Below are 23648 nucleotides of genomic sequence, written 5' to 3'. Positions count from 1 at the left end.
CGCACGCGTACGCCTGTTGAACGCATTTGTTGAACGCCTGTTGGGAGCCGCAATGACGCACCTCCATAGCAAGCGCTTGCCGAGACCTGGTTCGGGGCACGGCAAGGTCGTCGCCGCCGTACTCGGCCTCGTGGCCGCGTTGTGTCTCGGCACGGTCGGGGAGGCGAAGGCCGCGGCCACGCCTGCCGCGGCCCCCTCGGCAGCGGCCGACCGCTGGACCGACCGGGCCCACGGTTTCGCCTCCCTCGCGGGTGGCACCACCGGCGGCGCGGGCGGCCAGGTCGTGACCGTCACCGACCAGGCCTCGCTGGCCAGGTACGCGGCGGCCGAAGAGCCGTACGTCATACGGGTGTCGGGCGCGATAGCAGTCGAACCGTTCGGCTCGGACATCGTCGTGACCTCGAACAAGACGATCATCGGCGTCGGCGACACCGGCGAGATCGTCCACGGGGAACTCCATCTGAACCCCGGCACGAGCAACGTCGTCATCCGCAACCTGACGATCCGCGACTCCTACGTCGAGGGCGACTGGGACGGTAAGACGACCGACTTCGACGCGATCCAGATGGACACCGTCGACCACGTGTGGATCGACCACAACCGCTTCACGCACATGGGGGACGGACTGCTCGACATCCGCAAGGACAGCCAGTACATCACCGTCTCCTACAACCAGTTCAGCAACCACAACAAGGCGTTCGGGATCGGCTGGACCACCAACGTCCAGACCCAGATCACCATCGACCACAACTGGTTCACGGGCACCAAGCAGCGCAATCCCTCCGCGGACAACTGCGCCTACGCCCACCTCTACAACAACTACCTGTCGGCGCAGGTGGCCGACGGCGACCCGGTGTGGACGTACGGGAACTGGTCGCGCGGCCAGACCAGGATGGTCATCGAGAACAGCTACTTCGACGGTGTGCAGCATCCCTATCAGGCCGACGCCACCGCCGAGTTGGTGGAGCGCGGGTCGATCCTGCGGAACACGACCGGGCGCACCGACGAGTGGGGTGCCGCCTTCGATCCTCGGGAGTTCTACGACTATCGCCTGGATCCGGCTTCCGCCGTGCCGGCGCTGGTCCAGCGGTTCTCCGGGCCGCAGCAGCGCATCGATACCACGCTGCACGTCCCTGCCGACTACCCGACCGTGCAGGCCGCCGTGGACGCCGTGCCCGACGGCAACGCCGTGCCGGTGACGATCGCGGTCGCGCCGGGCACGTACCGGGCGAAGGTCCTCGTCCCCGCGACGAAGCCGAACATCGTGCTGCAGGGGACTGGACAGGATCGGTCCGACACCGTCATCGTCTACGACACGCCCGCCGCGTACGGCGGCTCCACGGGGAGCGCGACCGTACGGATCGCCGCGAACGACGTCACGGCCCGCAACCTCACCTTCAGCAACGACTTCGACGAGGCCGCGCACGAGCTCAGCGGCGAGCAGGCGCTGGCGATGAAGACGACCGGCGACCGGATCGTCTTCGAGGACACCGCCTTCCTGGGCAACCAGGACACCCTGATGACCGACAGCCCCAAGCTGGACGTGATCAGCCGGGTCTACATCCGCGACTCGTACATCGAGGGCGATGTCGACTTCGTCTACGGACGCGCGACCACCGTCATCGAGCGGTCCGTCATCAAGGCGCTCAGCCGGGGCTCCACCACCAACAACGGCTACATCACGGCGGCTTCGACGTGGACGGGGAACCCGTACGGATTCCTGATCACGAAGTCGAAGGTCGTGAGCGACGCGCCCGCCGGCAGCTTCCACCTCGGCCGGCCGTGGCATCCGGGCGGCGAGCCGAACGCCGTCGCCCAGGTGCTGTTCCGTGAGACCGAGTTGCCTGCCGCGGTCAAGTCCTCGCCGTGGACCGACATGAGCGGCTTCTCGTGGAAGGACGCGCGGTTCGCCGAGTACCGGACGTATGGGCCGGGAGCGGATGTCACCGCGGACCGGCCGCAGATGAGCGACGCCGACGCGAGGACGCACACCGTCGCCAACTACCTCAAGGGTGCGGACAACTGGGCTCCGTACGCCCGTCACTGACCCCCACAACTTCACATCTGTGCTGGATCCAGAAGAAGAGAGCCGACCAATGAAGATCAGCATCCGTAGAAGCAGGCGCGCCGCCATGGCAGTCGCCCTGGGCTCCGTGCTCGCGCTCACCGCCACCGCGTGCGGTGACGACGGCAGCGGCTCCGGCGGTGACAAGGGCGCCGAGGGCAGCGGCAAGGGCAAGATCGTCTTCTGGGACAACAACGGCGGTGTCCGCACCGACATCTGGAAGGAGATCATCGCCGACTTCGAGAAGGCGAACCCGGACATCGACGTCGAGTACGTCGGGATCGCCTCCACCGAGTACCAGTCCAAGGTCGACACCGCCATCCAGGGCGGCGGCCTGCCGGACGTCGGCGGTGTCGGCGCGGCGATGATCGCGGCGATCTCCGCGCAGAACGCGCTGGACCCGCTGGACGACCGGCTCTCCAAGTCCTCCCTCAACGGCAAGCTCAACGAGGACATGGTCAAGTCGCTGAAGGCGGCCGGCGGCGGTGACGACACGCTGTACTCGATCCCGACCTCCGCCAACAACGGTGTCCTCTACTACCGCACCGACCTGTTCGAGCAGGCGGGCCTGGACGAGCCGACCACGTGGGACAAGTTCTACGAGGCCGCGGACAAGCTCACCGACAGCGCCAAGAACGAGTTCGGCTACACCATCCGCGGTGGTGCCGGCTCCATCGCCCAGGCGCTGGACGCGATGTACGGGCAGTCCGGCATCACGTCCTTCTGGGACGCGAGCGGTGAGAAGACCACGGTCAACGACCCGAAGAACGTGGCGGCGCTCGAGAAGTACACGGCCCTCTTCAAGAAGGACACTCCGGCCGCCGACCTCAACAACGACTTCACCAAGATGGTCGCCCAGTGGGACTCCGGCACGATCGGAATGCTGAACCACAACCTGGGCTCCTACCAGGACCATGTGAAGGCGTTCGGGACGGACAAGTTCCGGGGCATCCCGCAGCCGATCGGTTCCTCCGGCAAGCGTGTTCAGGTCTCCAACCCCGTTGACGGACTCGGGCTTTTCAAGGGTTCCAAGAACAAGGAAGCCGCCTGGAAGTTCATCGAGTTCGCCACCTCGCACGAGCAGAACTCGAAGTTCAACGAGTCGGCGGGGCAGGTTCCGGCGAACAACGACGCCGCCAAGGATGCGTGGATTTCGAAGGCCGAGCCCACGAAGCTGGCGGCCGAGGCGCTGACCGACGGTTCCACGACCATTGTCCAGCTTCCGTACTACCTGCCTGACTGGGGCACGATCTCGAAGTCGGACAACGAGCCGAACTTCCAGAAGGTGCTGCTCGGGAAGATGAGTGAGAAGGACTTCCTGGACACGCTGGCGGAGCAGCTGAACACGGCTCAGGCCGAGTGGAACGAGCAGAACGGCTGAGAGTTCGCTGGTCCGGCTTTACGGCCGGCTGCGGATTCGTCGTGGCCGGCCGCGCCCACGCGGCGGAGCCGCATGTCGGGTACGGCCCCGCGCCCCTTCGGGGGCGCGGGGGTTACCTCCGCTTGAAAGGCACCTTCATCTCGTAAAACCGTCGAGAAAGGCACATCGTCGTGTCCCTCACCCGCAGACAGGTCACCACCGCGGCGCTCGCCGCCGTTCCTCTTGCTTTCGCGGCCGCCCCGGCGCAGGCCGCCTCCTCTTCAAAGAGGACCCGCACTCTCTTCATCGCCGGTGACTCCACCGCCGCCCAGAAATACGCCGACGCCGCTCCCGAGACCGGGTGGGGCATGGCGCTTCCGTTCTTCCTGCAGAAGGATCTGCCCGTCGCCAATCACGCGGTGAACGGGCGCAGTTCGAAGAGTTTCGTCGACGAGGGACGGCTCGACGTCATCCTCTCCGCGATCCGGCCGGGGGACCTTCTGCTCGTCCAGTTCGCGCACAACGACGAGAAGTCCACGGACCCCACTCGTTACACCGAGCCCTGGACGACGTACCAGGACTATCTGCGCCTGTACATCGACGGTGCCCGGGCCCGCGGTGCCCGGCCAGTGCTCGCCACGCCCGTCGAGCGGCGGAGGTTCGACTCGAGCGGCAACGCCGTGCCGAGTCACGGCGACTATCCGGCGGCGATGCGTGCGCTCGCCGCGGAGGAGCGCGTGCCGCTGCTCGATCTCCAGGCCCTCTCGCTCGCGCTGTGGCAGAAGCTCGGCGTCGAGGAGACGAAGAAGTACTTCAACTGGACTGCCACCGAGCAGGACAACACGCACTTCAACCCGCCGGGCGCGATCGCCGTGGCCCGGCTGGTCGCCGCCGAGCTGCTGCACCACCGGGTGCTGGCACCCCAGGACGTGCGTCGGCTCGACGCGGAGATCCCGGAGTCCTGGATCACCTGGCCGACGGCCACCGCGTAACCACCTTTCATCGAGAGAGAGCCGCACAATGAATGCACAGAGATGGCATGGGCATGCCACAGGCGTGGCCGTGGTCGGCTGCACCGCCCTCGCCCTGACGCTCACCGGCACCACCGCCCAGGCCCACACCTCCCGTGACCTGGCACGACAGACCCTCGCCGCCAACGACGGCTGGGCGTCGTACGGGACCGGGACCACCGGCGGTGCCGCCGCCGACGCCGAGCACGTCTACACCGTCAGCACCTGGGCGGAGTTCAAGGCCGCCCTCGCCGCCGGGGGCAGCGCGCCGAAGATCATCAAGGTGAAGGGGACGATCGACGCCGTCTCCGAGGGGTGTGAGGCCTTCGCCGCGCCCGGCTACGACTTCGACGCCTACCTCGCCAAGTACTCGCCGGAGGCCTGGGGGCTCGACACCGACCTGAGCGCCGAGCCCGCCGACAGCCCCGAGGGGCTGCGCAGAACCTCGGCCGCCAACCAGGACACGGCCATCAAGGCGAAGATCCCGGCCAACACCACGATCATCGGGGTCGGCAGGAACGCCGGCATCAAGGGCGCCAGCCTCCAGATCAAGGCCGTGGACAACGTCATCGTCCGCAACCTCACCTTCGAGAGCCCCGTCGACTGCTTCCCGCAGTGGGACCCCACCGACGGCTCCAAGGGCAACTGGAACTCCGAGTACGACACGGCCGTCGTCTACGGCTCCACCCATGTGTGGATGGACCACAACACGTTCACCGACGGGGAGCACCCCGACAGCGCGGCGCCCACCCACTTCGGGATGCTCTACCAGCAGCACGACGGCGAGCTGGACATCGTCCGCGGCTCCGACTACGTCACCGCCTCCTGGAACGTCTTCACCGAGCACGACAAGACGATCCTGATCGGCAACAGCGACAGCGAGTCCACGGCGGCGGGCGACCGGGGCCACCTGAAGGTCACCTTCCACCACAACCTGTTCTCGAAGCTGGTCGAGCGCGCGCCCCGGGTCCGCTTCGGGCAGGTCGACTCGTACAACAACCACTTCGTGGCGGACGACTCCTACTCCTACAGCTACGGCGTCGGCAAGGAGTCCCAACTGGTCGCCGAGAAGAACGCGTTCACGCTGCCCGACGGGGTCAGTGCCGCGAAGGTCCTCAAGAAGTGGAACGAGGCACCGGTCACCGCCGCCGGGAACTACGTCAACGGCACGGCCGTCGACCTGATCGCCGTGCACAACGCGGAGATCCCCGCCGAGACCCTGCAGTCGGGCGCGGGCTGGACGCCGACCCTGCGCACCAAGGTCGACCCGGCGAAGGCGGTCCCGGTGATCGTCGACCACAAGGCGGGCGCCGGCCGGCTGCGCTGACACCCCGTGAACCGGCCGGGGCGGGACCGCACCGCACCCCGATCAGGGGTGCGCCCGCCCCGGCCCACACCGCCCACACCCCCCACGCGAGGAAGCACCGAACCACTCTGCCGAGCCGCACATCCAAGGAGCACCCGCATGTCCTCGCCCCACCTCCAACTCCCCCTGTCCAGAAGGGGATTCCTGATGGCGAGCGCCGGAGCGGGCGCCGCGCTCGGGCTGGCCTCGCTGCCCGCCGAGGCCGCCGCCGGGCCCCGCCCGTTCGGCCGGTACGGGTCACCGGCCGCGCGCCTCACCCCGAAGACGCTCTACGTCGACCAGCGGGGCACCGGCGACTTCACCACCGTCCAGGCCGCCGTGAGCGCAGCCACCACCGCCGGGTACACCCTGGTCATCGCGCCCGGCGTGTACCGCGAGACCGTGTCCGCCGGCGCTGTCGACCCGGCCACCGGGCAGCGCACCGAGGCCGCCGCCGAGATGACCTGGATCGGCGCGAGCGAGGACCCGCGGGACGTCGTCATCGTCTACGACAACGCGGCCGGCACCCCGAAGCCCGACGGCTCCGGCACCTACGGCACCACCGGCTCCGCCACCACCCTGATCCGCACCGACGGTTTCACCGCCCGCCGGATCACCTTCGCCAACGACTGGCTGCGCGCCGACCACCCCGGGATCTCCGGCACCCAGGCCGTCGCCATCAAGGTCCTCGGCGACCGCTCGGCCTTCCACCACTGCCGATTCCTCGGCCACCAGGACACCCTGTACGCCGACTCCTTCGCGCTGACCGTCTTCGCCCGGCAGTACTACTCGCACTGCTATGTCGAGGGCGACGTCGACTTCGTCTTCGGCCGGGGCACGGCGGTCTACGAGAACTGCCACTTCCGCACCCTGAACCGCACCGACCTGGCGGCCGCCCCGTACGGCTTCGTCTTCGCGCCCTCCACGGCCGGCGCCAACCCGCTCGGCTACCTGGTGCTCCGCAGCCGGATCAGCAGCGAAGCGCCGGACGCCCACTACAAGCTGGCCCGCCCCTGGGTACCCAGCTCCGACACCACCGCCCGCCCGATGCTCACCGTGCGGAACACCTGGCTCGGCCCGGGCATCGACGCGGTCGCGCCCTACACGAACATGTCGGACGCCTTCCCGTGGCAGAGCCAGCGGTTCGCCGAGTACCGCAACTCGGGACCGGGCGCGGAGATCACCGTTCCTGCCAACCGTCCCCAACTCACCGACGAACAGGCCCAGTCGGCGACGCGGTCGGCCTACCTCGGTGACTGGACGCCGTGGAAGGGGGAGCGCTGATGCGCAGGCGCACCCTCCTCACGGGAATCGCCGGCGGGCTGGTCGCGGCCGGCGCCGGTCCCGCACGGGCGGTGGGCCGCCGCGTCCTGCACGTCCGCCCCGGCGACTCCGTGCAGGCGGCCGTCGACGCGGTGACCGGCCCGGCCTGGACCATCGTCGTGCACCCCGGGACGTATCGCGAGGTCGTCGACATCCCCGCCGACAAGGCGGAGTTGACCCTGCGCGGTGCCACTCGCGACCCGCGTGACGTCGTCATCGTCTACGACAACGCCAACGGCACCCAGAAGCCCGACGGCTCGGGAACGTACGGCACCGCCGGCTCCGCCACCTTCACCTCGGCGGCCCCCGGTCTCACCGTCCGCGACCTCACCCTCGCCAACGACTGGCTGCGCGCCGACCACCCCGAGATCACCGGGACGCAGGCGGTCGCGGCGTACACGTACGGCGACCGCACCCACTTCGAGAACGTCCGTCTGCTGGCCCACCAGGACACCCTCTTCGTCGAGACGACCGCGCTGGACGCCTTCGACCGGCAGTACTTCCACCGCTGCTACATCGAGGGAGACGTCGACTTCGTCTTCGGCCGGGCGACCGCGGTGTTCGAGGACTGCCACTTCCGCACACTGCAACGGGACGTGGCCTTCACGCCCAAGGGCATGGTCTTCGCCCCGTCCACCGCCCGTGCCAACCCGCACGGCATCCTCGCCCTCCGCTCCCGGATCACCTCTGCCGCCGAGGACGGGGCGTACAAGCTGGCGCGCCCCTGGGTGCCGACGTACGAGACGACCGCCTGGCCGTCCCTCGTCGTGCGGGACACCCGGATCGGGTCCGGGATCGACGCGGTGGCGCCGTACACCAACATGCGGGAGGCGTATCCCTGGCAGACCATGCGGTTCAGGGAGTACCGCAACTCGGGTCCGGGCGCGGAGGTCACGGTGCCGGAGAACCGGCCTCAACTCACCGACGCGGAGGCCGCGTTGCACACCAGGTCGGCCTACCTCGGCGACTGGCGGCCCCGTGCGTAGGGCGGTGACCGCGCTCCTGGCCTGCCTGTTCCTGCTGGTGCCGACCGAAGCCTCCGCCTCGTCCACCCGCGCCCCCGTCGGCTGGGCCTCGACCGGCACCGGCACCACCGGCGGCGCGGGCGGCACCACCTGGACGGTGCACACCCGCGCCGAGCTCAAGGAGGCCCTCGCGAACGGCGGCGACCCCACCGCACCCAAGGTGATCCGGGTCGTCGGCGACATCAACGGCCATGAGGCGGACGACGGTTCGCTGCTCGGCGAGCAGGACTACGCGCCCGGATACGACCTCGCCCGGTACATGTCCTGCTTCGGCGAGGACGGCGCCGTCTGGTCCGACACCCGCTACGACTACTGCAAGCAGCAGCGTCAGCTCCGCCAGTCGGGATCGAACCAGGAGAAGGCGCAGATCCAGCTGACCGTGCCGAGCAACACCACCCTCGTCGGCGTGGGCGGCGACGCGCGGCTCCTCGGTGTCTTCCTGACCGTCAACACCGGCACGAACATCATCGTCCGGAACCTGCACCTCGAAGCACCCGTCGACCACTTCACCACCTGGTCCCCGGGCGACGGTACGCAGGGCAACTGGAACGCCCGCTTCGACGCGATGACCGTGATCACCGGGAAGAACATCTGGGTCGACCACTGCGTCTTCACCGACGGTCGTTTCCCCGACCGCGAGGCGCCGTCCGGCTTCCACGGCGAGCACGTCCAGCGGCACGACGGTCTCCTCGACATCGAGGACGGCTCCGACTTCATCACGGTCTCCGACAGCCGTTTCACCGACCACGACAAGGCGATCCTCATCGGATCGGGGGACGGCCGCGGCGACCGGGACCGCGGGCATCTCAAGGTCACCTTCGTCCGCAACCTCTTCACCGACATCGTGCAGCGCGGCCCCCGCGTCCGCTTCGGGCAGGTGCACGTCGTCAACAACGTCTACCGGGGCCGGGCCGCCGACACCCTGTACGCGCTCGGCGCCGGGCTGGAGTCCGCGATCTTCTCCGAGCGCAACGTCTTCGTGTACCCGCGCGGCAACCCGGCCCTGGCGGTGGCGAACTACGGCGGCGAGCACTTCCGGGACGCCGGCTCCTGGTTCAACGGCCGTCCGGCCCGCCTGAACGCTGTGGCGAGCGGTCTCGGCCTGACGAGCGAGGTCGGCTGGGACCCCGCCGACGTCTACGACTACCGGCCCCTCACGTCCCCGTCGGCCGTCGAGCACCACGTCCTGCGCCACGCCGGCACCGGGAGGCAGTATGAGTGAGCCGTTCGGCCGCCGGACCTTCGTGGCGGGAGCCGCCGCGGCGGCGTTCCTCGCAGGTGCGCCCGGCCCGGCGGCACAAGGCGCCGAGCTGGTCGGCGGCAACCTCCCCGACTTCCACCCCGCGCTGAAGGACCAGCTGCGCTTCCCGCTCGCCTGGGGCACCTCCCCGGTCCGCGACTTCAAGTCCTGGCGCCGCACCGCCCGTTCCAAGGTCGAGGAACACCTCCTCGTCGACCGGCAGGACGGGACGCCGTACGCACCGGAGTTCACCGCCGGCCCCCAGGGCGAGGGATTCACACGCGAGTCGGTGACTCTCTCCCTCACCTCGTACGAGCGCGTCCGTGGCACTGTGCTCACCCCGCACGGCACCGGCCCCTTCCCCGCCGTGCTCCTCCTCCACGACCACGGAGCCAAGTTCGACATCGGGAAGGAGAAACTCGTCCGTCCCTGGTACGACGACACACGCCTCGCCTCCGCGCAGGCATGGGCGGACAAGTACTTCAGCGGCCGCTTCGTCGGCGACGAACTGGCCAGGCGCGGCTACGTCGTCCTGTGCCTGGACGCGCTCGGCTGGGGCGACCGCGGCCCGCTCACCTACGACCAACAGCAGGCCCTCGCCTCCAACTTCTACAACCTCGGCTCCTCCCTCGCCGGGCTCATGGCCCGCGAGGACGCCCGCGCCGCCGGGTTCCTGGCCGGTCTCGACCGCGTGGACGCACGCCGGGTCGCGGCCGTCGGGTTCTCCATGGGCGCCTACCGCGCCTGGCAGACGGCCGCGCTCAGCGACGACATCGCCGCGGCGGCGAGCGTGTGCTGGATGACGGGCCTCAAGGAAATGATGGTGCCCGGCAACAACACGCTGCGCGGGCAGTCGTCGTACTACATGCTCCACCCGGGGCTGCCCCGGTTCCTCGACTTCCCCGACGTGGCGGGCATCGCCGCACCCAGGCCGATGCTCTTCTTCAGCGGTGCGCTGGACACCCTCTTCCCCGCCGACGGCGCACGGGTGGCCCACGACAAGCTGCGCGCCGTCTGGCGTTCGCGTCACGCCGAGGAGCGGTTGCACCTCAAGACCTGGCCCGACCTCGGCCATGTCTTCGTCGACCGTATGCAGGACGAGGTCTTCACCTGGCTGGACCGCGTCCTGTGACCCCCTCCCCAACCGCACGACGAAAGGACCCGCACTCCATGTCTCGTCGTACCGCTCTCACAGCCGTCGCGGCGCTCTCCCTGGGCGCCGGCCTCGCCGTCCTCCCCACCCAGGCGCAGGCCGCGACCGTGGTCGTCAGCAACTCGACCGACCTGTCCAACGCCCTCAAGAACGCCACCGCCGGCACCGTCATCCAGGTCCGCGGCGGCACCTACTACCCGACGGCCACCCTCCAGTCCACGGCCAACGGCACCTCCTCCGCGCCGGTCACGCTCACCGCGTACGGCTCGGAGACGGTGAAGATCGACGGCTCGTCGCTGCCCGACGGCGACTGGATCTTCAAGCTCACGGCGGACTACTGGAACGTCTCCAACATCACCTTCCAGAACTCCCCGGACAGCGCGGTCGTCTGCCAGTCCTGCACCGGCACCTACTGGAACAACATCAAGACCATCAACGGCGGCGACTCCGGCTTCACGCTCACCGGCGACGGCACGGTCAACAACACCGTGAAGAACATCGACAGTTACGGCCACTACGACGCCGCCACCCACGGCGAGAACGCCGACGGCATCGCCGTGAAGTTCGGCTCCGGCACCGGCAACCTGATCACCGGTGCCCGCCTCTACAACAACTCCGACGACGGCCTGGACTTCTGGTCCTTCTCCTCGCCCGTCACCGTCGAACACACCTGGGCCATGGGCAACGGCAAGAACCGCTGGTCCGACTCCGCGTTCGCGGGCGACGGCAACGGCTACAAGCTGGGCGGCGACGGCGAGGTCGTCGCACACGTCATCAACAACTCGGCCGCCTGGGACAACGCCGGCAACGGCTTCACCGAGAACTCCAACAAGGGCGCGATCGTCATCAACCGCACCACCGCCTACGCCAACGCCAAGTGGGGCTACTACTTCGCCACCGGCGCCGCCCGCCTCGGCAAGAACCTCGCCGTCAGCAACGGCAGCGGCTCGGTCAGCAAGAGCTCCTCGGTCGTCTCCTCCGGCAACAACTGGGACAGCGGCATCAGCACTCCCGCCTTCCGGTCGACGGACGCGAGCAGCACGTACAACGCCCGCAGCTCGAGCGGCACCCTGCCGGCGACCACGTTCCTGACGACGGGCAGCACGACCATCGGCGCGACGATGGACTGAGCCGTCCGGGGCGCTTGACCCGATTTTTGCCTGTGGAAGTGGTCTCGATCGGGCAACGGGTCTCGCGCTCGCGGGGGTGACGCGCGTAGAAAACTGTGTCATGCATAAGCCACTGCGTATCGCTGCCGTCACCGCCGCCTGTGCCGTCACCGGTGCCGCCCTGTACGGCGCCGGTGCGGCCACCGCCGGTCAGTCCACGGCCAACTCCACGCACGAGCCCTACAACATCGGGCTTCTGGTCAAGGACATCGACACCTACTACGGCACCGCGCTCGACGCGAACGGTGTCTACCAGGCGTCCGCGGACAGCCCGTACGCCAAGGACCTCGCGCGCATCGACGCCGCCGCGAGGAAGTACATCGACCAGGCGGCCCGCAAGGCCCACCACAGGGGCGAGGAGCCCGCGGTCGTCTTCGACATCGACGACACGCTGCTGCTCAGCCTCGACTACGAGAAGCGCAACAACTACACCTACAGCTCGGCCAGTTGGGCGGCCTACGTCAACAAGGCCGACCGCCCGGCCGTCTTCGGCAGCCCCGAACTCGTGCAGTACGCCGAGAAGAAGGGCGTCGAGGTCTTCTACAACTCGGGCCTCAGCGAGGCGCAGCGCTCGGCCGCCGTCGAGAACCTGAAGAAGATCGGCGCCGACGTCAACCTCGACGCGGACCACGTGTTCCTCAAGAACACGGCCAACCCGCCGTCCTACCTGAGCGGTTGCGCCACGCCGGGCACCTGGACCTGCACCACCGTGCAGTACAAGTCCGGTACCCGGCAGCACATCGAGAAGGACCTCGGGTACGACATCATCGCCAACTTCGGCGACCAGTACTCGGACCTCGACGGCGGTTACGCCGACCGGACGTACAAGCTGCCGAACCCGACGTACTACGTCAGCTGACGCCCCGTATCGACTCCAGCGTCGGCACCACCGGCTTGATCGTCCCGTCGGCCGCGAACTCCATGCGGTCGATGGTGGTTTCGCGGTGCATGCCGTCGCCGCCCGGCCTCCCGGGGCCGTTCAGGGCGAACCGGTGGTAGACGACGTACCAGTCGTCGGTGCCGGGAACGTTCACCACGGAGTGGTGGCCGGTGCCGAGGATGCCGTACTCGGGACGCTTGGACAGGATCGTCCCCCGCTTGGTCCACGGGCCGAGCGGGGACGGTCCCGTCGCGTAGGCGACGTGGTAGTTCTCGCTGCGGGTGTCGTCCTCGGACCACATGAAGTAGTACGTGCCGTTGCGCTTGATCACGAAGGATCCCTCGCGGAAGTTGTCCGGGGTGATGTCCTTCACCTGCGAGGCGTCGAAGGACACCATGTCGTCGTTGAGCGGCACGACGTATCCGTGCCCGTTGCCCCAGTAGAGGTACGACGTCCCGTCGTCGTCCGTGAAGACCGCCGGGTCGATCATCTGGCCGCTCAGTGAACCGCCCTTCGCCACCAGGGGTTTGCCCAGCGCGTCCTTGAAGGGACCGGCGGGGGAGTCCGCCACCGCCACGCCGATCTGCTGCTCGGCGCAGAAGTAGAAGTAGTACTTGCCGTCGCGCTCGGCGATCGCCGGTGCCCACGCGTACTTGTCCGCCCACGTCACGTCGGGCCCGAGGTCCAGGATGACCCCGTGGTCCTTCCAGTGGACCAGGTCCTTCGACGAGTACGCCTTGAACTGCGTACCGCCCCAGCCCTGGAAGCCGTCCGTCGTCGGGTAGATCCAGTACTCGCCGTTCAGATAGTGCACGTCGGGGTCGGCGTTGAGGCCGGGGAGGGTGGGGCTGCCGGTGCGGACCGCCTCGACCGTCCAGGTGCGGGTGGTGCCGTCGGCGGCTCGCACGGTGTACGTCTGCGGCTTGCGGAAGTCCCGCAGGGTGCCCGACCTCGGGCTCACCGTCGCGCCCGCACCCACCCAGAGCTTCGGAGCGAGGCCGCGCAGAGCTGCTTCATCGATGCCGGGCTCCATCGGCAGCACGACCTTCGACGCGGCCTCGGTGACGACCGCGTACCCCTTCTGGCCCTTCGCCGTCGCGTCCACGACCGATGTCGGCGTCGACGGGTACGCGGCCAGCAGCCGGTCGTACTCCGCCTGCGTCACCGGCAGCACCGTGCCGTGCCGCGGGCTGGCGGGCAGCTGGTAGTTCGTGGACATCGTCCACTTCCCCGAGTCGAGATCGGTGGTCTCGAAGGGGACGTAGCCGCGGCCGCCGTACTCGTCGATGAACAGGTACCACTTCTTCTCGGTGTTGGACTTGAAGACCGTCGGACCCTCGCCGCGGTCGAGCGAGCCGCTGCCGATGCAGTCGGAGACGAAGTCGTACGACGTGTCCGTCAGGCTCGTCGACTTCTCCCCGGTGATGAACTTGGAGCAGGGCGAGCTGGAGGACGGGTCGCGCTCGTCCTTGGTGTAGCGGTAGTAGCTCTCCTTGTATTTCACGACCGTCGAGTCGATGACCGAGTAGCCGGGGTCGTCCCAGACCTTCGGCTCGCTGAAGGTACGGAAGTCCTTCGTGGTCGCGTAGAGCATCTTGTTGTACGTCGATCCCGTGTGGTCGGGATCGTCGTCGGCGTACAGCTTCGACGCCCAGAAGACGACGAACTCGCCGAGCGAGTCGTCCCAATAGGCCTCCGGCGCCCAGGTGTTGCCCGCGTTGTCCGGGGCGACCTTCACCAGGCGCTGGTCGGTCCAGTGGACCAGGTCGGTGGACTCCCAGATCATGATCGACTTACTGCCGTGCCGCTGGACGTAGTCCCAGCTGCCACTGCTGTTCCGGTACATCTTCAGGTCGGTGGCGATCATGTAGAACTTGTCGCCCTCGGGGGAGCGGATCACGAACGGGTCCCGCAGCCCCTGCTCTCCGGTCGTGGACGTCAGAACCGGCTTGCCCGCGTTCAACTCCCGCCAGTGCAGGGGGTCGTTGCCGCGACTGAGGGCGTAGCGGATCTGCTCGCCGTCGGCGGTGCCCTCGCCGGTGAAGTAGGCGAAGAGATAGCCGGCGTACTTGGGCTGCTGCACGGGTGGTGCTCCTGACTGGGCAGTGCTGGGGGGTACGGCGAGGAGGGAGAGGAGAAAGGCCAGCAAGGGGGCCAGGAGCGTGTGAGCGGTACGACGTCTGGGGGGTCGCATGACACATCCTGTGTGGGTGTGGGGGTTTCTGTTGGGTCGGTTCGCCTTCGGAGTGTCATGGGAGGGGGACAGCTGGTCAATCGGTGCGGATGGGGTCGGCGGGAGCGAAAGTTTCGATCGCTTTCGTGGGACGGCGGCAACCTTTCCGGCCGGGGCGGCGACCGGATGTCAGAAGCGGGCCGGGGCGGCCCCTCCGGCCCGCTTCGCCCCCATCCCCTAGGAAAGGAACGCCCCGTGCGTCTCAGCACCGGACGTCACCGCAGGACGCGGACCCTCTCGATCGCCGCGGCGGTGGCCGTCGCCGCGTGCGCGGGCGGCGTGTACCTCGGTCTCTCCAACGGAGGAGCCCAGGCCGCCACGACGACGGTCACCGTCTCCTCCACCGCCCAGCTGGAGTCGGCCGTCAAGAACGCGTCCGCCGGCACCGTCATCCAGGTCCGCGCCGGCACGTACGCCCCGACGGCCACCCTCAAGTCCACCGCCAACGGCACGAGTTCGGCGCGGATCACGCTGCAGGCGTACGGCAGCGAGAAGGTGAAGATCGACGGCTCCAAGCTGGCCGACGGCTCCTGGCTCGCCGGGATCTACGGTGACTACTGGACCGTCCAGAACCTCACCTTCCAGAACTCCCCGGCCCAGGGCTTCGTCGTCACCTCCTCGGTCGGCGGCGTCTTCAAGAACCTCGTCACCGCGAACAACGGCGACTCCGGCTTCACCCTGCGCGGCGACGGCACGACGAACAACCTCGTGCAGAACCTGGACAGTTACGGCAACTACGACCCGGCCGGGCACGGGCAGAACGCCGACGGCATCGCCGTGAAGTTCGGTTCCGGCACCGGCAACAGGATCACGGGCGCGCGGCTGTACAACAACTCCGACGACGGCCTCGACCTGTGGCAGTTCTCCTCGCCGGTCACCATCGAGCACACGTGGGCCTTCGGCAACGGCAAGAACCGGTGGGGCGACTCGGCGTTCGAGGGCAACGGCAACGGGTTCAAGCTCGGCGGCGGAGGTGTCACGGTCGCCCATGTCGTCAACAACAACGCGGCCTGGGACAACACGCTGAACGGATTCACGGAGAACTCCAACCCCGGCGCGATCGTGTTGAACCGGAACACCGCGTACGCCAATGCGCAGACGGGGTTCTACTTCGCCACGGGCAAGGCGAGGCTGGCCCGCAACCTGGCGGTGAGCAACAAGGGGGGCCTGTCCAAGCTGGGTTCGTCCACGGTCTCCGCGGCGAACAACTGGGAGAGCGGGGTGAGCACGCCGGCGTTCAAGTCGACGGACGCCACCACGGCGTACGGCGCCCGCAAGGCGGACGGCTCGCTGCCCGCGACGACGTTCCTGACCACGGGGTCCACGACCATCGGCACGACGATGAACTGACCCCACGCGCACAGAAGATCGCCCCCGCCGGTCGTCACCGGCGGGGGCGATCCTGTCGCCGGCCGAGGGGGGCTCGAACCGGCCTGCTGCCGGCCGAGGGGGGCTCAGGCCAGCAGGTCAACACAGTCGAACGACGTGCCCGGGCTGAGGTGGGCCGAGCCGGTCGAACCACTGACGATGCTGAGCTTCAGGACGTTGTACTGCGAGGTGTCCGTCTGCCACGCACCAGTAGGGACGCTGAAGGTGAACGTGTGGTTGTTCCCCCGGTAAGAACCTGTGGTGAGGGAGCGCGTGGAGGGCTGGGTGGGTGCCGAGGGGATGGCCGAAACCCAGTCGTTCACGCTCACGCGCGGACGGCCGTTGAGGAACGCGTCCGTCACCCCGACGCGCAGGGTGTGCGCGGCGGCGGCCTGCGCCTTGGTCAGCTTGAAGTAGACCAGGATCCCGTCGTTGACGTCCTTCCACATGTACGCCGGGAAGGACGCGGCCTCGCCGCCGCTGCCGATCGTGACGTTCCCCGTCCACTTCGCCGCGCGGCCGTCGGACGGGTGCGCGTACGTCATCAGCTCGGCGTTCTTGAACCCACCGGGCGTGCCGTCCCAGTCGCCGAGCCGCCAGACGGTCCGGGCGGCGGAGGGGTCGCCGGTGACGGTGATGCTGTGCAGCGACGTCGCACCCCCGGCCGTCACCTTCACCGTGCCGGTGTGCACGGCCAACTCGCCCTTGTACACGGTCATCGTGTACGTCCCCGGCAGCATCCCCTTGCAGGAGAAGGCACCCGTGCCGGCCGCGGCCTTCGCCCAGTACTGGGCGTCGGCGTTCGCGAAGCCCACGGTGTACGCGTACTCGGCGTCCATGCCCTTGAGGCCGACGCCCGCCACCCTGCCGCGGCCGGCCTTGCCGACCCAGCCGGTGATGCCGAGGCCGTCCACCCACGAGGTGTCGAGGTTCGCCTGGGAGAGGGACGACGAGGGGGCGCCGCCGTCGGTGAAGGCCAGCACGTACGGGCCTTGGAGGCCGAAGCGCTCCGGCTCCGTCTGGGCCTGGTTGTAGTGCAGGATCTCGTAGAGCCCGGCCCCGAGGTCGTTCGAATGGCGCAGCAGGGAGCGGTAGAACGGGCCGCCCGAGGCCTTCTCGTGGTTGGAGCGGACCAGCCACAGACCGACCGAGCCGGTGGTGAAGCCGACGTGGTCGTAGTCGATCGTCCGCTTGCCCGAGTAGTGCTTGGAGTGCGTGGTGCCGTCCGCGCGCCGCCACACGTCACCGGCCTCGATGACCTTGTCCGAAGCCTCGATCCAGGAGTCCGGGCCCGTGTTGGGGAACATCCCGGGCTTGATGCGCACGATGTACCGGGTGGCGGTGAAGGACGCGTCCTTCTTGTCCGTCCACAGGTAGACGTTGTTCTCGCCGCTGCGCGCCGCGTACCACTGCGTGATCGCGCCGTGCACGACCTTCACGAGGATGGTCGACCCGGTCCGCTTGATCGTGACGGTGGAGGCGCCGAGCCCTGATTCGACGTGCGAGTGCTTGCCGCCGTATCCCTCGTACTCCTTGCCCTTGTAGGCCAGGGACGTGATGTCGCCGGTCGATTTGGAGACCTTGAAGACCAGGGAGGCGCCGGTGTCGACGACGTGGTTCCTGCCGTCGTCCGAGTAGCCGAACGCCGCGGCGGACGCGGACGACAGGAGGCCGGTGCCCCCCGCGACGGCGGCGCCGGTGGCGGCGACGCCGATCGCGGAGGCCCCGAGCACGCGTCTGCGCGTGAGGTGCTTCTTGTGCGTGCTCAAGGAGTGTGCTCCGTCATGTGTGAAGGCTCATTCACTGGTACGTGATGTCAGATGAGGAGAACTTGCAGGAGGTTCCGTCCGGGCCGACACCGAGCTGGGTGGGCTCCTTGCCGGTGTTGTTGCCCTGGAAGCGGACGCAGGTCTTGATCTTCTTGCTGCTGTCGCCGTGGATGCGCACCTTGCGCAGGGCGGCGGTGTCGCCGTAGTTGGCGTTGACGCCGACGATCGAGTTCATCGGCGCGGTGACGTCCACGTCGTTGATGATGATCGTGCGCTTGTACTGCGTGGAGCAGTTGCCGCAGGAGCGCACCAGCTTGCCGGAGTTCTCGACCTGGAACTTGCTGACGACGAGCTTGCCCGCGCCGTTGAACTGGAGGACCTTGTCCGCCCCGTTCTTCGCGCCGCCGCCGTAGACCGTGTACACCGACGACGCCGACTTGCCCTTGAAGGTGGCGGCGTCCTCGCCGACGTCCAGCCACCACACGTTCTGCAGGGTGCAGCTGCCCAGGCAGTGGACGCCGTCGGCGGCCGGGGTACCGATGATCACGTTCTTGAGGACCGCGCCGTCGGCCAGCTGGAAGACCGGGTCCTGGCCCTCGTCCTGGCTGTCGCCGCCCAGGTCGCCGGAGCCGTAGAACTTCGTGAGCTTGCCGTCGTACGTGCCGGACACCTTGATCGTCGACGGCACGGCCTTGCTGCCGTTGGCGGTGGGCCACGCCGAGGCGGCGCCGGCGGGGGACAGCATCGACGTGGTGACGATCGCTGCGCCGGTGATGCCTAATGCGGTGGCTGAGGCGATCACCGCTCGCTTCGTGGTGACCCGGCGGCGGTGGCGGACGCGCTGTTCAGCTCGTGCAGTCATGCCCATTCCTTGCGTGGGAGAGGAACCTTGCGTTTCCTGGTCGCCACGGTTGAGGAAAGGGTTGCCGCCCCTTCAGGACTTTCCTACGAGTCGCCCTCGTCCTCTTCACTGGCGGCGAAGTCGCCCGCCACGGAACGCTGTTGGCCGCCCGAGGTGGCGGTGATCTCGTAGCCGTCGTCCCGCGCGTCCCGGCCGCCGCGGTCGTGGTCGTACTGGCCCGCGAACACCCACTCGCCCGGCCACACCGAGTGGCCCGGCTTGAGCACCCAGGTGTAGACGACGAAGCCGTCCTGCTCGACGACGGTCGTCGTGAAGTCGTCCTCGGGAGCGGATCGCCAGGCACCCGTCGAGGTGAGCCCGCCGGTCTGCCTGACCTTCAACCGGACGGTGAGCGCGGTGAGTTTCTCGGTCGTCTTGAGGGTCACGTTGCTCTGCCCCCAGAACTCGTTGCTGTGCGGGTCCACCGAGCCGTCCGACCACAGCGGGCCGTCCTCGGTGCCGGAGGCGGTGGGCGCCTCGGCGGTGGCGGACGCACTCGGTGTCCGCGCAGGCGACTTGCTCGGCTCGCGGGTCTCCTTCGCGCTCGGCGTCGGGTCCGGCGGCGGGGCGGGTGCGCGGCTCGTCGCGTCCGGGGACGGTGTCGCCGTGGCCGCGACCGACTTCTGCGTGGGAGTGTCCTCCTTCACCGCGGACGCCACCGCGTAGCCGCCGACGCCGAGTACGCCCGCGACCGCGGTCGTGGCGGCGACCACCCGTACCCAGCCGAACACCGGCGGGCGGGTCGCCCGGTGGTCGGTGCGGGTCTGCTCGCTCATACCGCGCTCGACGCGGGCCAGGATGCGCGCGCGGTCGGGCTCGTGTGTTCCGGCCGCCTCGTGCAGCCGGGCGCGCAGCTTGTCGTGCACGTCCCGCTGCATGGTCATCGGTCCCTTCCCGCGGCGTCGCCGGTGCGCACCATCGCCGCATGCACTCTAAGCGGTGCCGCCTGTGTGCCGAGCAGCCGCTGCAGCTCCGCCATTCCCTTCGAGGTCTGGCTCTTCACCGTACCGACCGAGACTCCGAGGGTGAGCGCGGTGTCCTTCTCCGAGAGGTCGAACGCGTGCCGCAGCACCACACAGGCCCGCTTGCGGAACGGAAGTCTGCGCAGGGCCTCCTGCACGTCCACCACGCCCGCGACGTCCGGGTTCTCGATCTTCTCCTCGCGCTGCGACCAGAACAGCGCGATGCGCCGCCGCTCACGGACCGCGCTGCGGATGCGGGTGCGGGCCAGATTGGCCACGACTCCGCGCGCGTACGCCGCCGGGTGGTCGGCCGCGCGGACCCGGTCCCAGCGGTGCCACAGCGCCAGTAACGCGTCGGCCGCCAGGTCGTCGGCGGCGTCCGCCTCACCAGTCAGCAGATGTGCGAGGCGGGACAGTTCGGCGTAGTGACGCTCGAAGAAGGCGTGGAACTCCACGGAGGCGGCGTCGTCGACGACTGTGCCCACGGGCGACCTCTCCTCACGGCGACTGGGGCTCCCATCAGGGCGCCTGTGCGTGTCATGTGTATGACATGTGATCGTCCGGCGTGGGCCGGGACGAGATCCGGAAGCGTAGCAGTGATCGTCTGCATGGTTCGTACGGGTCTTCGAACGCTGTATGGTCCCCCGACCCTGATTCCGTAACACGGAGAAAACCCGAAACGGGTTCAACGCAGGAACAATCCAGCCAGCATCCGCACACCGATCATTCAGGCAACAAGGAGCTACAACCATGTCCGCACCGCAGAAGGTGGCCGACCGGCCGAGCGGCTCGCCACCGGCGACGAACAGCGTCGACCGGTTCTTCAAGATCTCCCAGCGGGGGTCCACCTTCGCCCGTGAGATACGCGGCGGCTTCGCCACGTTCTTCACGATGGCCTACATCCTTGTCCTGAATCCCATCATCCTCGGCAGCGCCAAGGACAAGTTCGGCGATCAGCTGGATGCGGTCCAACTCACCACCGCCACCGCCCTGGTGGCCGCCGTCATGACGATCATCATGGGCGTCGGCGGCAACCTGCCCCTCGCGCTCGCCGCCGGCCTCGGCCTGAACGCGGTCGTCGCCTTCCAGATCGCCCCGCTGATGAGCTGGGACGACGCGATGGGCCTGGTCGTCCTCGAAGGTCTGCTGATCTGCGTCCTGGTGGTGACCGGGCTGCGCGAGGCCGTCATGCATGCCATTCCGCAATCCCTCAAGCAGGCCATCAGCGTCGGCATCGGCCTGTTCATCGCCTTCATCGGCTTCGTCGACGCTGGCTTCGTCAGCCGTATCCCCGACATCGCGGGCACCACGGTCCCCGTCCAGCTCGGCGCCACCGGCACCCTCACCGGGTGGCCGATCCTCGTCTTCTGCCTCGGCGTGCTGCTGACGATCGGACTGATCGCCCGCAAGGTCAAGGGCGCCATCCTCATCAGCATCGTCACCATGACGATCATCGCGATGATCATCAACTCGATCGCCGACATCAAGGCCTGGGGCCTGACCACGCCCGCGTGGCCCGACAAGGTGGTCGACACCCCCGACTTCGGGCTGATCGGTCACTTCAGCCTGTTCGGCGCCTTCGACGCGGCCGGCGTCGGCGTCGTCACCGTCGTCCTGCTGATCTTCACGCTGATCCTGTCCGACTTCTTCGACACCATGGGCACGGTCGTCGGCATCAGCGCCGAGGCCGGCCTGCTCGACGAGGAGGGCAAGGTGCCGGGCCTCGGGCGGGTGCTGCTCATCGACGGTGCCGCGGCGGTCGCGGGCGGTGCGGCCTCGTCCTCCTCCGCCACGTCCTACATCGAGTCGGCGGCCGGCGTCGGCGAGGGCTCGCGCACCGGCTTCTCCAACCTGATCACCGGCGGCCTCTTCGCCCTCGCCCTGTTCCTGACGCCGCTGCTCACCATCGTCCCGCTCCAGGCGGCCGCCCCGGCGCTGGTGGCCGTCGGCTTCCTGATGATGACCCAGGTCAAGAACATCGACTGGGACAAGTACGAGATCGCCATCCCGGCCTTCCTGACCATCGCCGTGATGCCCTTCACGTACTCCATCACCAACGGCATCGGCGCCGGCTTCCTCGCCTACGTGGTGATCAAGGCGGTTCTCGGCAAGGCCAGGGAGATCCACTGGCTGCTGTGGGCGACCTCGGCAATGTTCCTGGTGTACTTCGCGATCGACCCGATCGAGCAGATCCTGGGCGCGAAGTAGCGAAGTAGCGAAGTAGCGAAGTAGCGAAGTAGCGAGTCAGCGAACCGGTCGGGTCCGGGGACGGCCTCAGTCGAGGCTGTCCCCGGACTTCCTGTTTTTCAGCTAGTTCTTCAGCGCCGCTTCCATCACGGCCTTGGCGACCGGTGCCGCCAGCCCGTTGCCGCTGACCTCCGACCGGGCCGCGTTCGACTGCTCCACGACCACCGCCACGGCGACCTCCTTGCCGTCGGCCTTGCCGTACGACGTGAACCAGGCATACGGCGTCTGGTTGTTGTTCTCGCCGTGCTGGGCCGTACCGGTCTTGCCGCCCACCGTCGCGCCCGAGATCTGCGCGTTCGTGCCGGTTCCCTCCTCGACCACCGTCTGCATCGCCGACTGCAACTGCTCGGCGGTGGAGGGGCTGACGATCTCCGTGGTGTCCGTGTTGTCGTCGTAGTTCTCCAGGACGTCACCGCCGCTGTCGGTGATCTGCGAGACCATGTGCGGCGAGACCAGCTTGCCGCCGTTGGCTATCGCCGCCGACACCATGGCCATCTGCAGCGGTGTCGCCGTCACGTCGAACTGGCCGATGCCCGACAGGGCCGTCTGCGCCTTGTCCATGTCCTTCGGGTACACGCTCTCGTACGCCCGCACCGGCACGTCCTGAGACGCGTCGTTGAACCCGAACTTCTCCGCCTGGGCCCGGACCTTGTCCTGGCCCAGGTCGACGGCCATCTTCGCGAAGACGTTGTTGCAGGAGTACTGCAGGGCCACCCGGATCGAGGCGTTCTCGCAGGGCGCCGACGGATTCTCGTTGGACAGCACGTCGTTGGACAGCGGCAGTTGGTACGGGTCGGGGCTGTCCGTCTTCTCGTCCACCGAGGAGTAGAGCCCGTCCTCCAGCGCGGCCGCCGCCACGACCAGCTTGAACGTCGAGCCCGGCGGCAGCGGCTGACGCAGCGCCCGGTTCGTCATCGGCTTCTCGGAGTCCTTGGTCAGCTGCGTCCACGCGTCGCCCTCGCCCGTGGCGAGCGTCGAGGGGTCGTACGACGGCGTGGAGACGACCGCGAGGATCTTGCCCGTGGCCGGGTCGATCGCGACGGCGGCGCCCTTGTTGTCGCCGAGCGCGTCGTACGCCGCCTTCTGCACGGCCGGGTCGATCGTCGTGATCACATTGCCCGGGTCGGCCCGCTTGCCGGTGACCGTGTCCATCACGGTCTTCAGGCGGGTGTCCGTGCCGTCGAGCAGGTCCTGGTAGATGCCCTCCAACTGCGTCGCTCCGTACGCCTGCGAGCTGTAGCCCGTGACGGCCGAGTACAGCTTGCCGTCCGTGTACGTCCGCTTGTACTTGAGGTCGCCGCTGGTGGGCGCCGAACCGGTGACCGACTTTCCGCCCACGACGATGTCGCCGAGTGGCTCGCTGTACAGCGCGATCGCGTTGCGCCGGTTGTCCTTGTCGTCCGCGAGCGCCTTGCCGTCGTAGAACTGCACCCAGGTCGCCCTGATCAGCAGAGCGAACACCAGCAGCAGCGTGAAGACGGAGGCGCGCCTGATCGTTTTGTTCATCCCGCTCAGAAAGACGAGCGGGAGCGCACGGAACGTTCCTTTCGGCCGGATTTCTCATCGAGCGTTCATGAAGGAGCCCGACTCCGCCCGCA

Annotated in this window: 18 protein-coding genes; 12 read left to right on the top strand and 6 right to left on the bottom strand. The window is 68.3% G+C overall.

Going from position 1 to position 23648, the window contains the following annotated elements; all coding sequences use genetic code 11:
- Positions 1 to 52 precede the first annotated feature (52 nt).
- From ADK57_RS44710 to ADK57_RS44665, 10 genes are all read left to right on the top strand, one after another.
- On the top strand, positions 53 to 2047 hold the full coding sequence (locus ADK57_RS44710) for a pectinesterase family protein (RefSeq protein WP_053755517.1): 1995 nt from the start codon (positions 53 to 55) through the stop codon (positions 2045 to 2047).
- Positions 2048 to 2096: 49 nt separating this feature from the next.
- Positions 2097 to 3446, top strand: a complete 1350-nt coding sequence (locus tag ADK57_RS44705; RefSeq protein ID WP_053755516.1) for an ABC transporter substrate-binding protein — start codon at positions 2097 to 2099, stop codon at positions 3444 to 3446.
- A gap of 170 nt (positions 3447 to 3616) precedes the next feature.
- Entirely contained in the window at positions 3617 to 4417 is an 801-nt protein-coding gene (locus tag ADK57_RS44700; RefSeq protein ID WP_053755515.1) for a rhamnogalacturonan acetylesterase, read from the top strand.
- Between the two features lie 28 nt (positions 4418 to 4445).
- Positions 4446 to 5762, top strand: a complete 1317-nt coding sequence (locus tag ADK57_RS44695; RefSeq protein WP_053755514.1) for a pectate lyase family protein — start codon at positions 4446 to 4448, stop codon at positions 5760 to 5762.
- A 138-nt stretch (positions 5763 to 5900) separates the two neighbouring features.
- A complete protein-coding gene (locus tag ADK57_RS44690; RefSeq protein WP_053755513.1) occupies positions 5901 to 7064 on the top strand; it encodes a pectinesterase family protein in 1164 nt (387 codons plus the stop codon).
- Positions 7064 to 8089, top strand: a complete 1026-nt coding sequence (locus ADK57_RS44685) for a pectinesterase family protein (protein ID WP_053755512.1) — start codon at positions 7064 to 7066, stop codon at positions 8087 to 8089. Before ADK57_RS44690 ends, ADK57_RS44685 begins: the two co-directional genes overlap by 1 nt.
- Before the next feature lie 4 nt (positions 8090 to 8093).
- Positions 8094 to 9350 (top strand): pectate lyase family protein, encoded by a 1257-nt coding sequence (locus ADK57_RS44680; protein WP_234390594.1) that lies wholly within the window; start codon positions 8094 to 8096, stop codon positions 9348 to 9350.
- Positions 9343 to 10500: a dienelactone hydrolase family protein gene (locus tag ADK57_RS44675; RefSeq protein ID WP_053755510.1), complete on the top strand. Its 1158-nt coding sequence runs from the start codon at positions 9343 to 9345 to the stop codon at positions 10498 to 10500. Before ADK57_RS44680 ends, ADK57_RS44675 begins: the two co-directional genes overlap by 8 nt.
- Positions 10501 to 10538: 38 nt before the next feature.
- Positions 10539 to 11651: a right-handed parallel beta-helix repeat-containing protein gene (locus ADK57_RS44670; protein WP_053755509.1), complete on the top strand. Its 1113-nt coding sequence runs from the start codon at positions 10539 to 10541 to the stop codon at positions 11649 to 11651.
- A 100-nt stretch (positions 11652 to 11751) separates the two neighbouring features.
- Positions 11752 to 12549, top strand: a complete 798-nt coding sequence (locus ADK57_RS44665; protein ID WP_053755508.1) for an HAD family acid phosphatase — start codon at positions 11752 to 11754, stop codon at positions 12547 to 12549.
- Here the strand turns inward: ADK57_RS44665 and ADK57_RS44660 are convergent.
- Entirely contained in the window at positions 12542 to 14764 is a 2223-nt protein-coding gene (locus ADK57_RS44660) for a family 43 glycosylhydrolase (RefSeq protein WP_053755507.1), read from the bottom strand. The genes ADK57_RS44665 and ADK57_RS44660 overlap by 8 nt on opposite strands.
- Positions 14765 to 14998: 234 nt before the next feature.
- On the opposite strand from ADK57_RS44660, the gene ADK57_RS44655 reads away from it, so the two are divergent.
- Complete coding sequence (locus ADK57_RS44655) at positions 14999 to 16153, top strand: right-handed parallel beta-helix repeat-containing protein (protein ID WP_053755506.1); 1155 nt, start codon at positions 14999 to 15001, stop codon at positions 16151 to 16153.
- Between the two features lie 104 nt (positions 16154 to 16257).
- Here ADK57_RS44655 and ADK57_RS44650 read toward each other — a convergent pair whose 3' ends face one another.
- The 4 genes from ADK57_RS44650 to ADK57_RS44635 form a co-directional block, all read right to left on the bottom strand.
- Positions 16258 to 17940: a rhamnogalacturonan lyase B N-terminal domain-containing protein gene (locus ADK57_RS44650; RefSeq protein ID WP_053755505.1), complete on the bottom strand. Its 1683-nt coding sequence runs from the start codon at positions 17938 to 17940 to the stop codon at positions 16258 to 16260.
- Between the two features lie 31 nt (positions 17941 to 17971).
- Entirely contained in the window at positions 17972 to 18802 is an 831-nt protein-coding gene (locus tag ADK57_RS44645; RefSeq protein WP_053755504.1) for a pectate lyase, read from the bottom strand.
- Between the two features lie 83 nt (positions 18803 to 18885).
- A complete protein-coding gene (locus tag ADK57_RS44640; protein ID WP_053755503.1) occupies positions 18886 to 19725 on the bottom strand; it encodes a hypothetical protein in 840 nt (279 codons plus the stop codon).
- Positions 19722 to 20288, bottom strand: a complete 567-nt coding sequence (locus ADK57_RS44635; RefSeq protein ID WP_053755502.1) for a SigE family RNA polymerase sigma factor — start codon at positions 20286 to 20288, stop codon at positions 19722 to 19724. Before ADK57_RS44635 ends, ADK57_RS44640 begins: the two co-directional genes overlap by 4 nt.
- 265 nt (positions 20289 to 20553) lie before the next feature.
- Here ADK57_RS44635 and ADK57_RS44630 point away from each other — a divergent pair, with 265 nt between their 5' ends.
- Positions 20554 to 22011 carry an NCS2 family permease gene (locus ADK57_RS44630; RefSeq protein WP_053755501.1) on the top strand — a complete coding sequence of 486 codons (1458 nt, stop codon included), beginning with the start codon at positions 20554 to 20556 and terminating at the stop codon, positions 22009 to 22011.
- Positions 22012 to 22113: 102 nt separating this feature from the next.
- Here the strand turns inward: ADK57_RS44630 and ADK57_RS44625 are convergent, their stop codons facing one another.
- Positions 22114 to 23556 carry a peptidoglycan D,D-transpeptidase FtsI family protein gene (locus tag ADK57_RS44625; protein ID WP_053755500.1) on the bottom strand — a complete coding sequence of 481 codons (1443 nt, stop codon included), beginning with the start codon at positions 23554 to 23556 and terminating at the stop codon, positions 22114 to 22116.
- Between the last annotated feature and the right edge of the window lie 92 nt (positions 23557 to 23648).

It is taken from the genome of Streptomyces sp. MMG1533, assembly GCF_001279775.1.
GTDB lineage: Bacteria > Actinomycetota > Actinomycetes > Streptomycetales > Streptomycetaceae > Streptomyces.
Note: the sequence above shows the minus strand (reverse complement) of the source record. Positions and strands in the feature narration are given on the sequence as shown.

Bases quoted from the DNA above. Each gene is read 5' to 3' on its own strand.
- ADK57_RS44705 (WP_053755516.1), top strand. From the start codon at position 2,097: ATGAAGATCAGCATCCGTAGAAGCAGGCGCGCCGCCATGGCAGTCGCC.
- ADK57_RS44690 (WP_053755513.1), top strand. From the start codon at position 5,901: ATGTCCTCGCCCCACCTCCAACTCCCCCTGTCCAGAAGGGGATTCCTG.
- ADK57_RS44640 (WP_053755503.1), bottom strand. From the start codon at position 19,725: ATGACCATGCAGCGGGACGTGCACGACAAGCTGCGCGCCCGGCTGCAC.
- ADK57_RS44710 (WP_053755517.1), top strand. From the start codon at position 53: ATGACGCACCTCCATAGCAAGCGCTTGCCGAGACCTGGTTCGGGGCAC.
- ADK57_RS44645 (WP_053755504.1), bottom strand. From the start codon at position 18,802: ATGACTGCACGAGCTGAACAGCGCGTCCGCCACCGCCGCCGGGTCACC.
- ADK57_RS44675 (WP_053755510.1), top strand. From the start codon at position 9,343: ATGAGTGAGCCGTTCGGCCGCCGGACCTTCGTGGCGGGAGCCGCCGCG.
- ADK57_RS44685 (WP_053755512.1), top strand. From the start codon at position 7,064: ATGCGCAGGCGCACCCTCCTCACGGGAATCGCCGGCGGGCTGGTCGCG.
- ADK57_RS44670 (WP_053755509.1), top strand. From the start codon at position 10,539: ATGTCTCGTCGTACCGCTCTCACAGCCGTCGCGGCGCTCTCCCTGGGC.
- ADK57_RS44665 (WP_053755508.1), top strand. From the start codon at position 11,752: ATGCATAAGCCACTGCGTATCGCTGCCGTCACCGCCGCCTGTGCCGTC.
- ADK57_RS44695 (WP_053755514.1), top strand. From the start codon at position 4,446: ATGAATGCACAGAGATGGCATGGGCATGCCACAGGCGTGGCCGTGGTC.
- ADK57_RS44660 (WP_053755507.1), bottom strand. From the start codon at position 14,764: ATGCGACCCCCCAGACGTCGTACCGCTCACACGCTCCTGGCCCCCTTG.
- ADK57_RS44630 (WP_053755501.1), top strand. From the start codon at position 20,554: ATGTCCGCACCGCAGAAGGTGGCCGACCGGCCGAGCGGCTCGCCACCG.
- ADK57_RS44625 (WP_053755500.1), bottom strand. From the start codon at position 23,556: ATGAACAAAACGATCAGGCGCGCCTCCGTCTTCACGCTGCTGCTGGTG.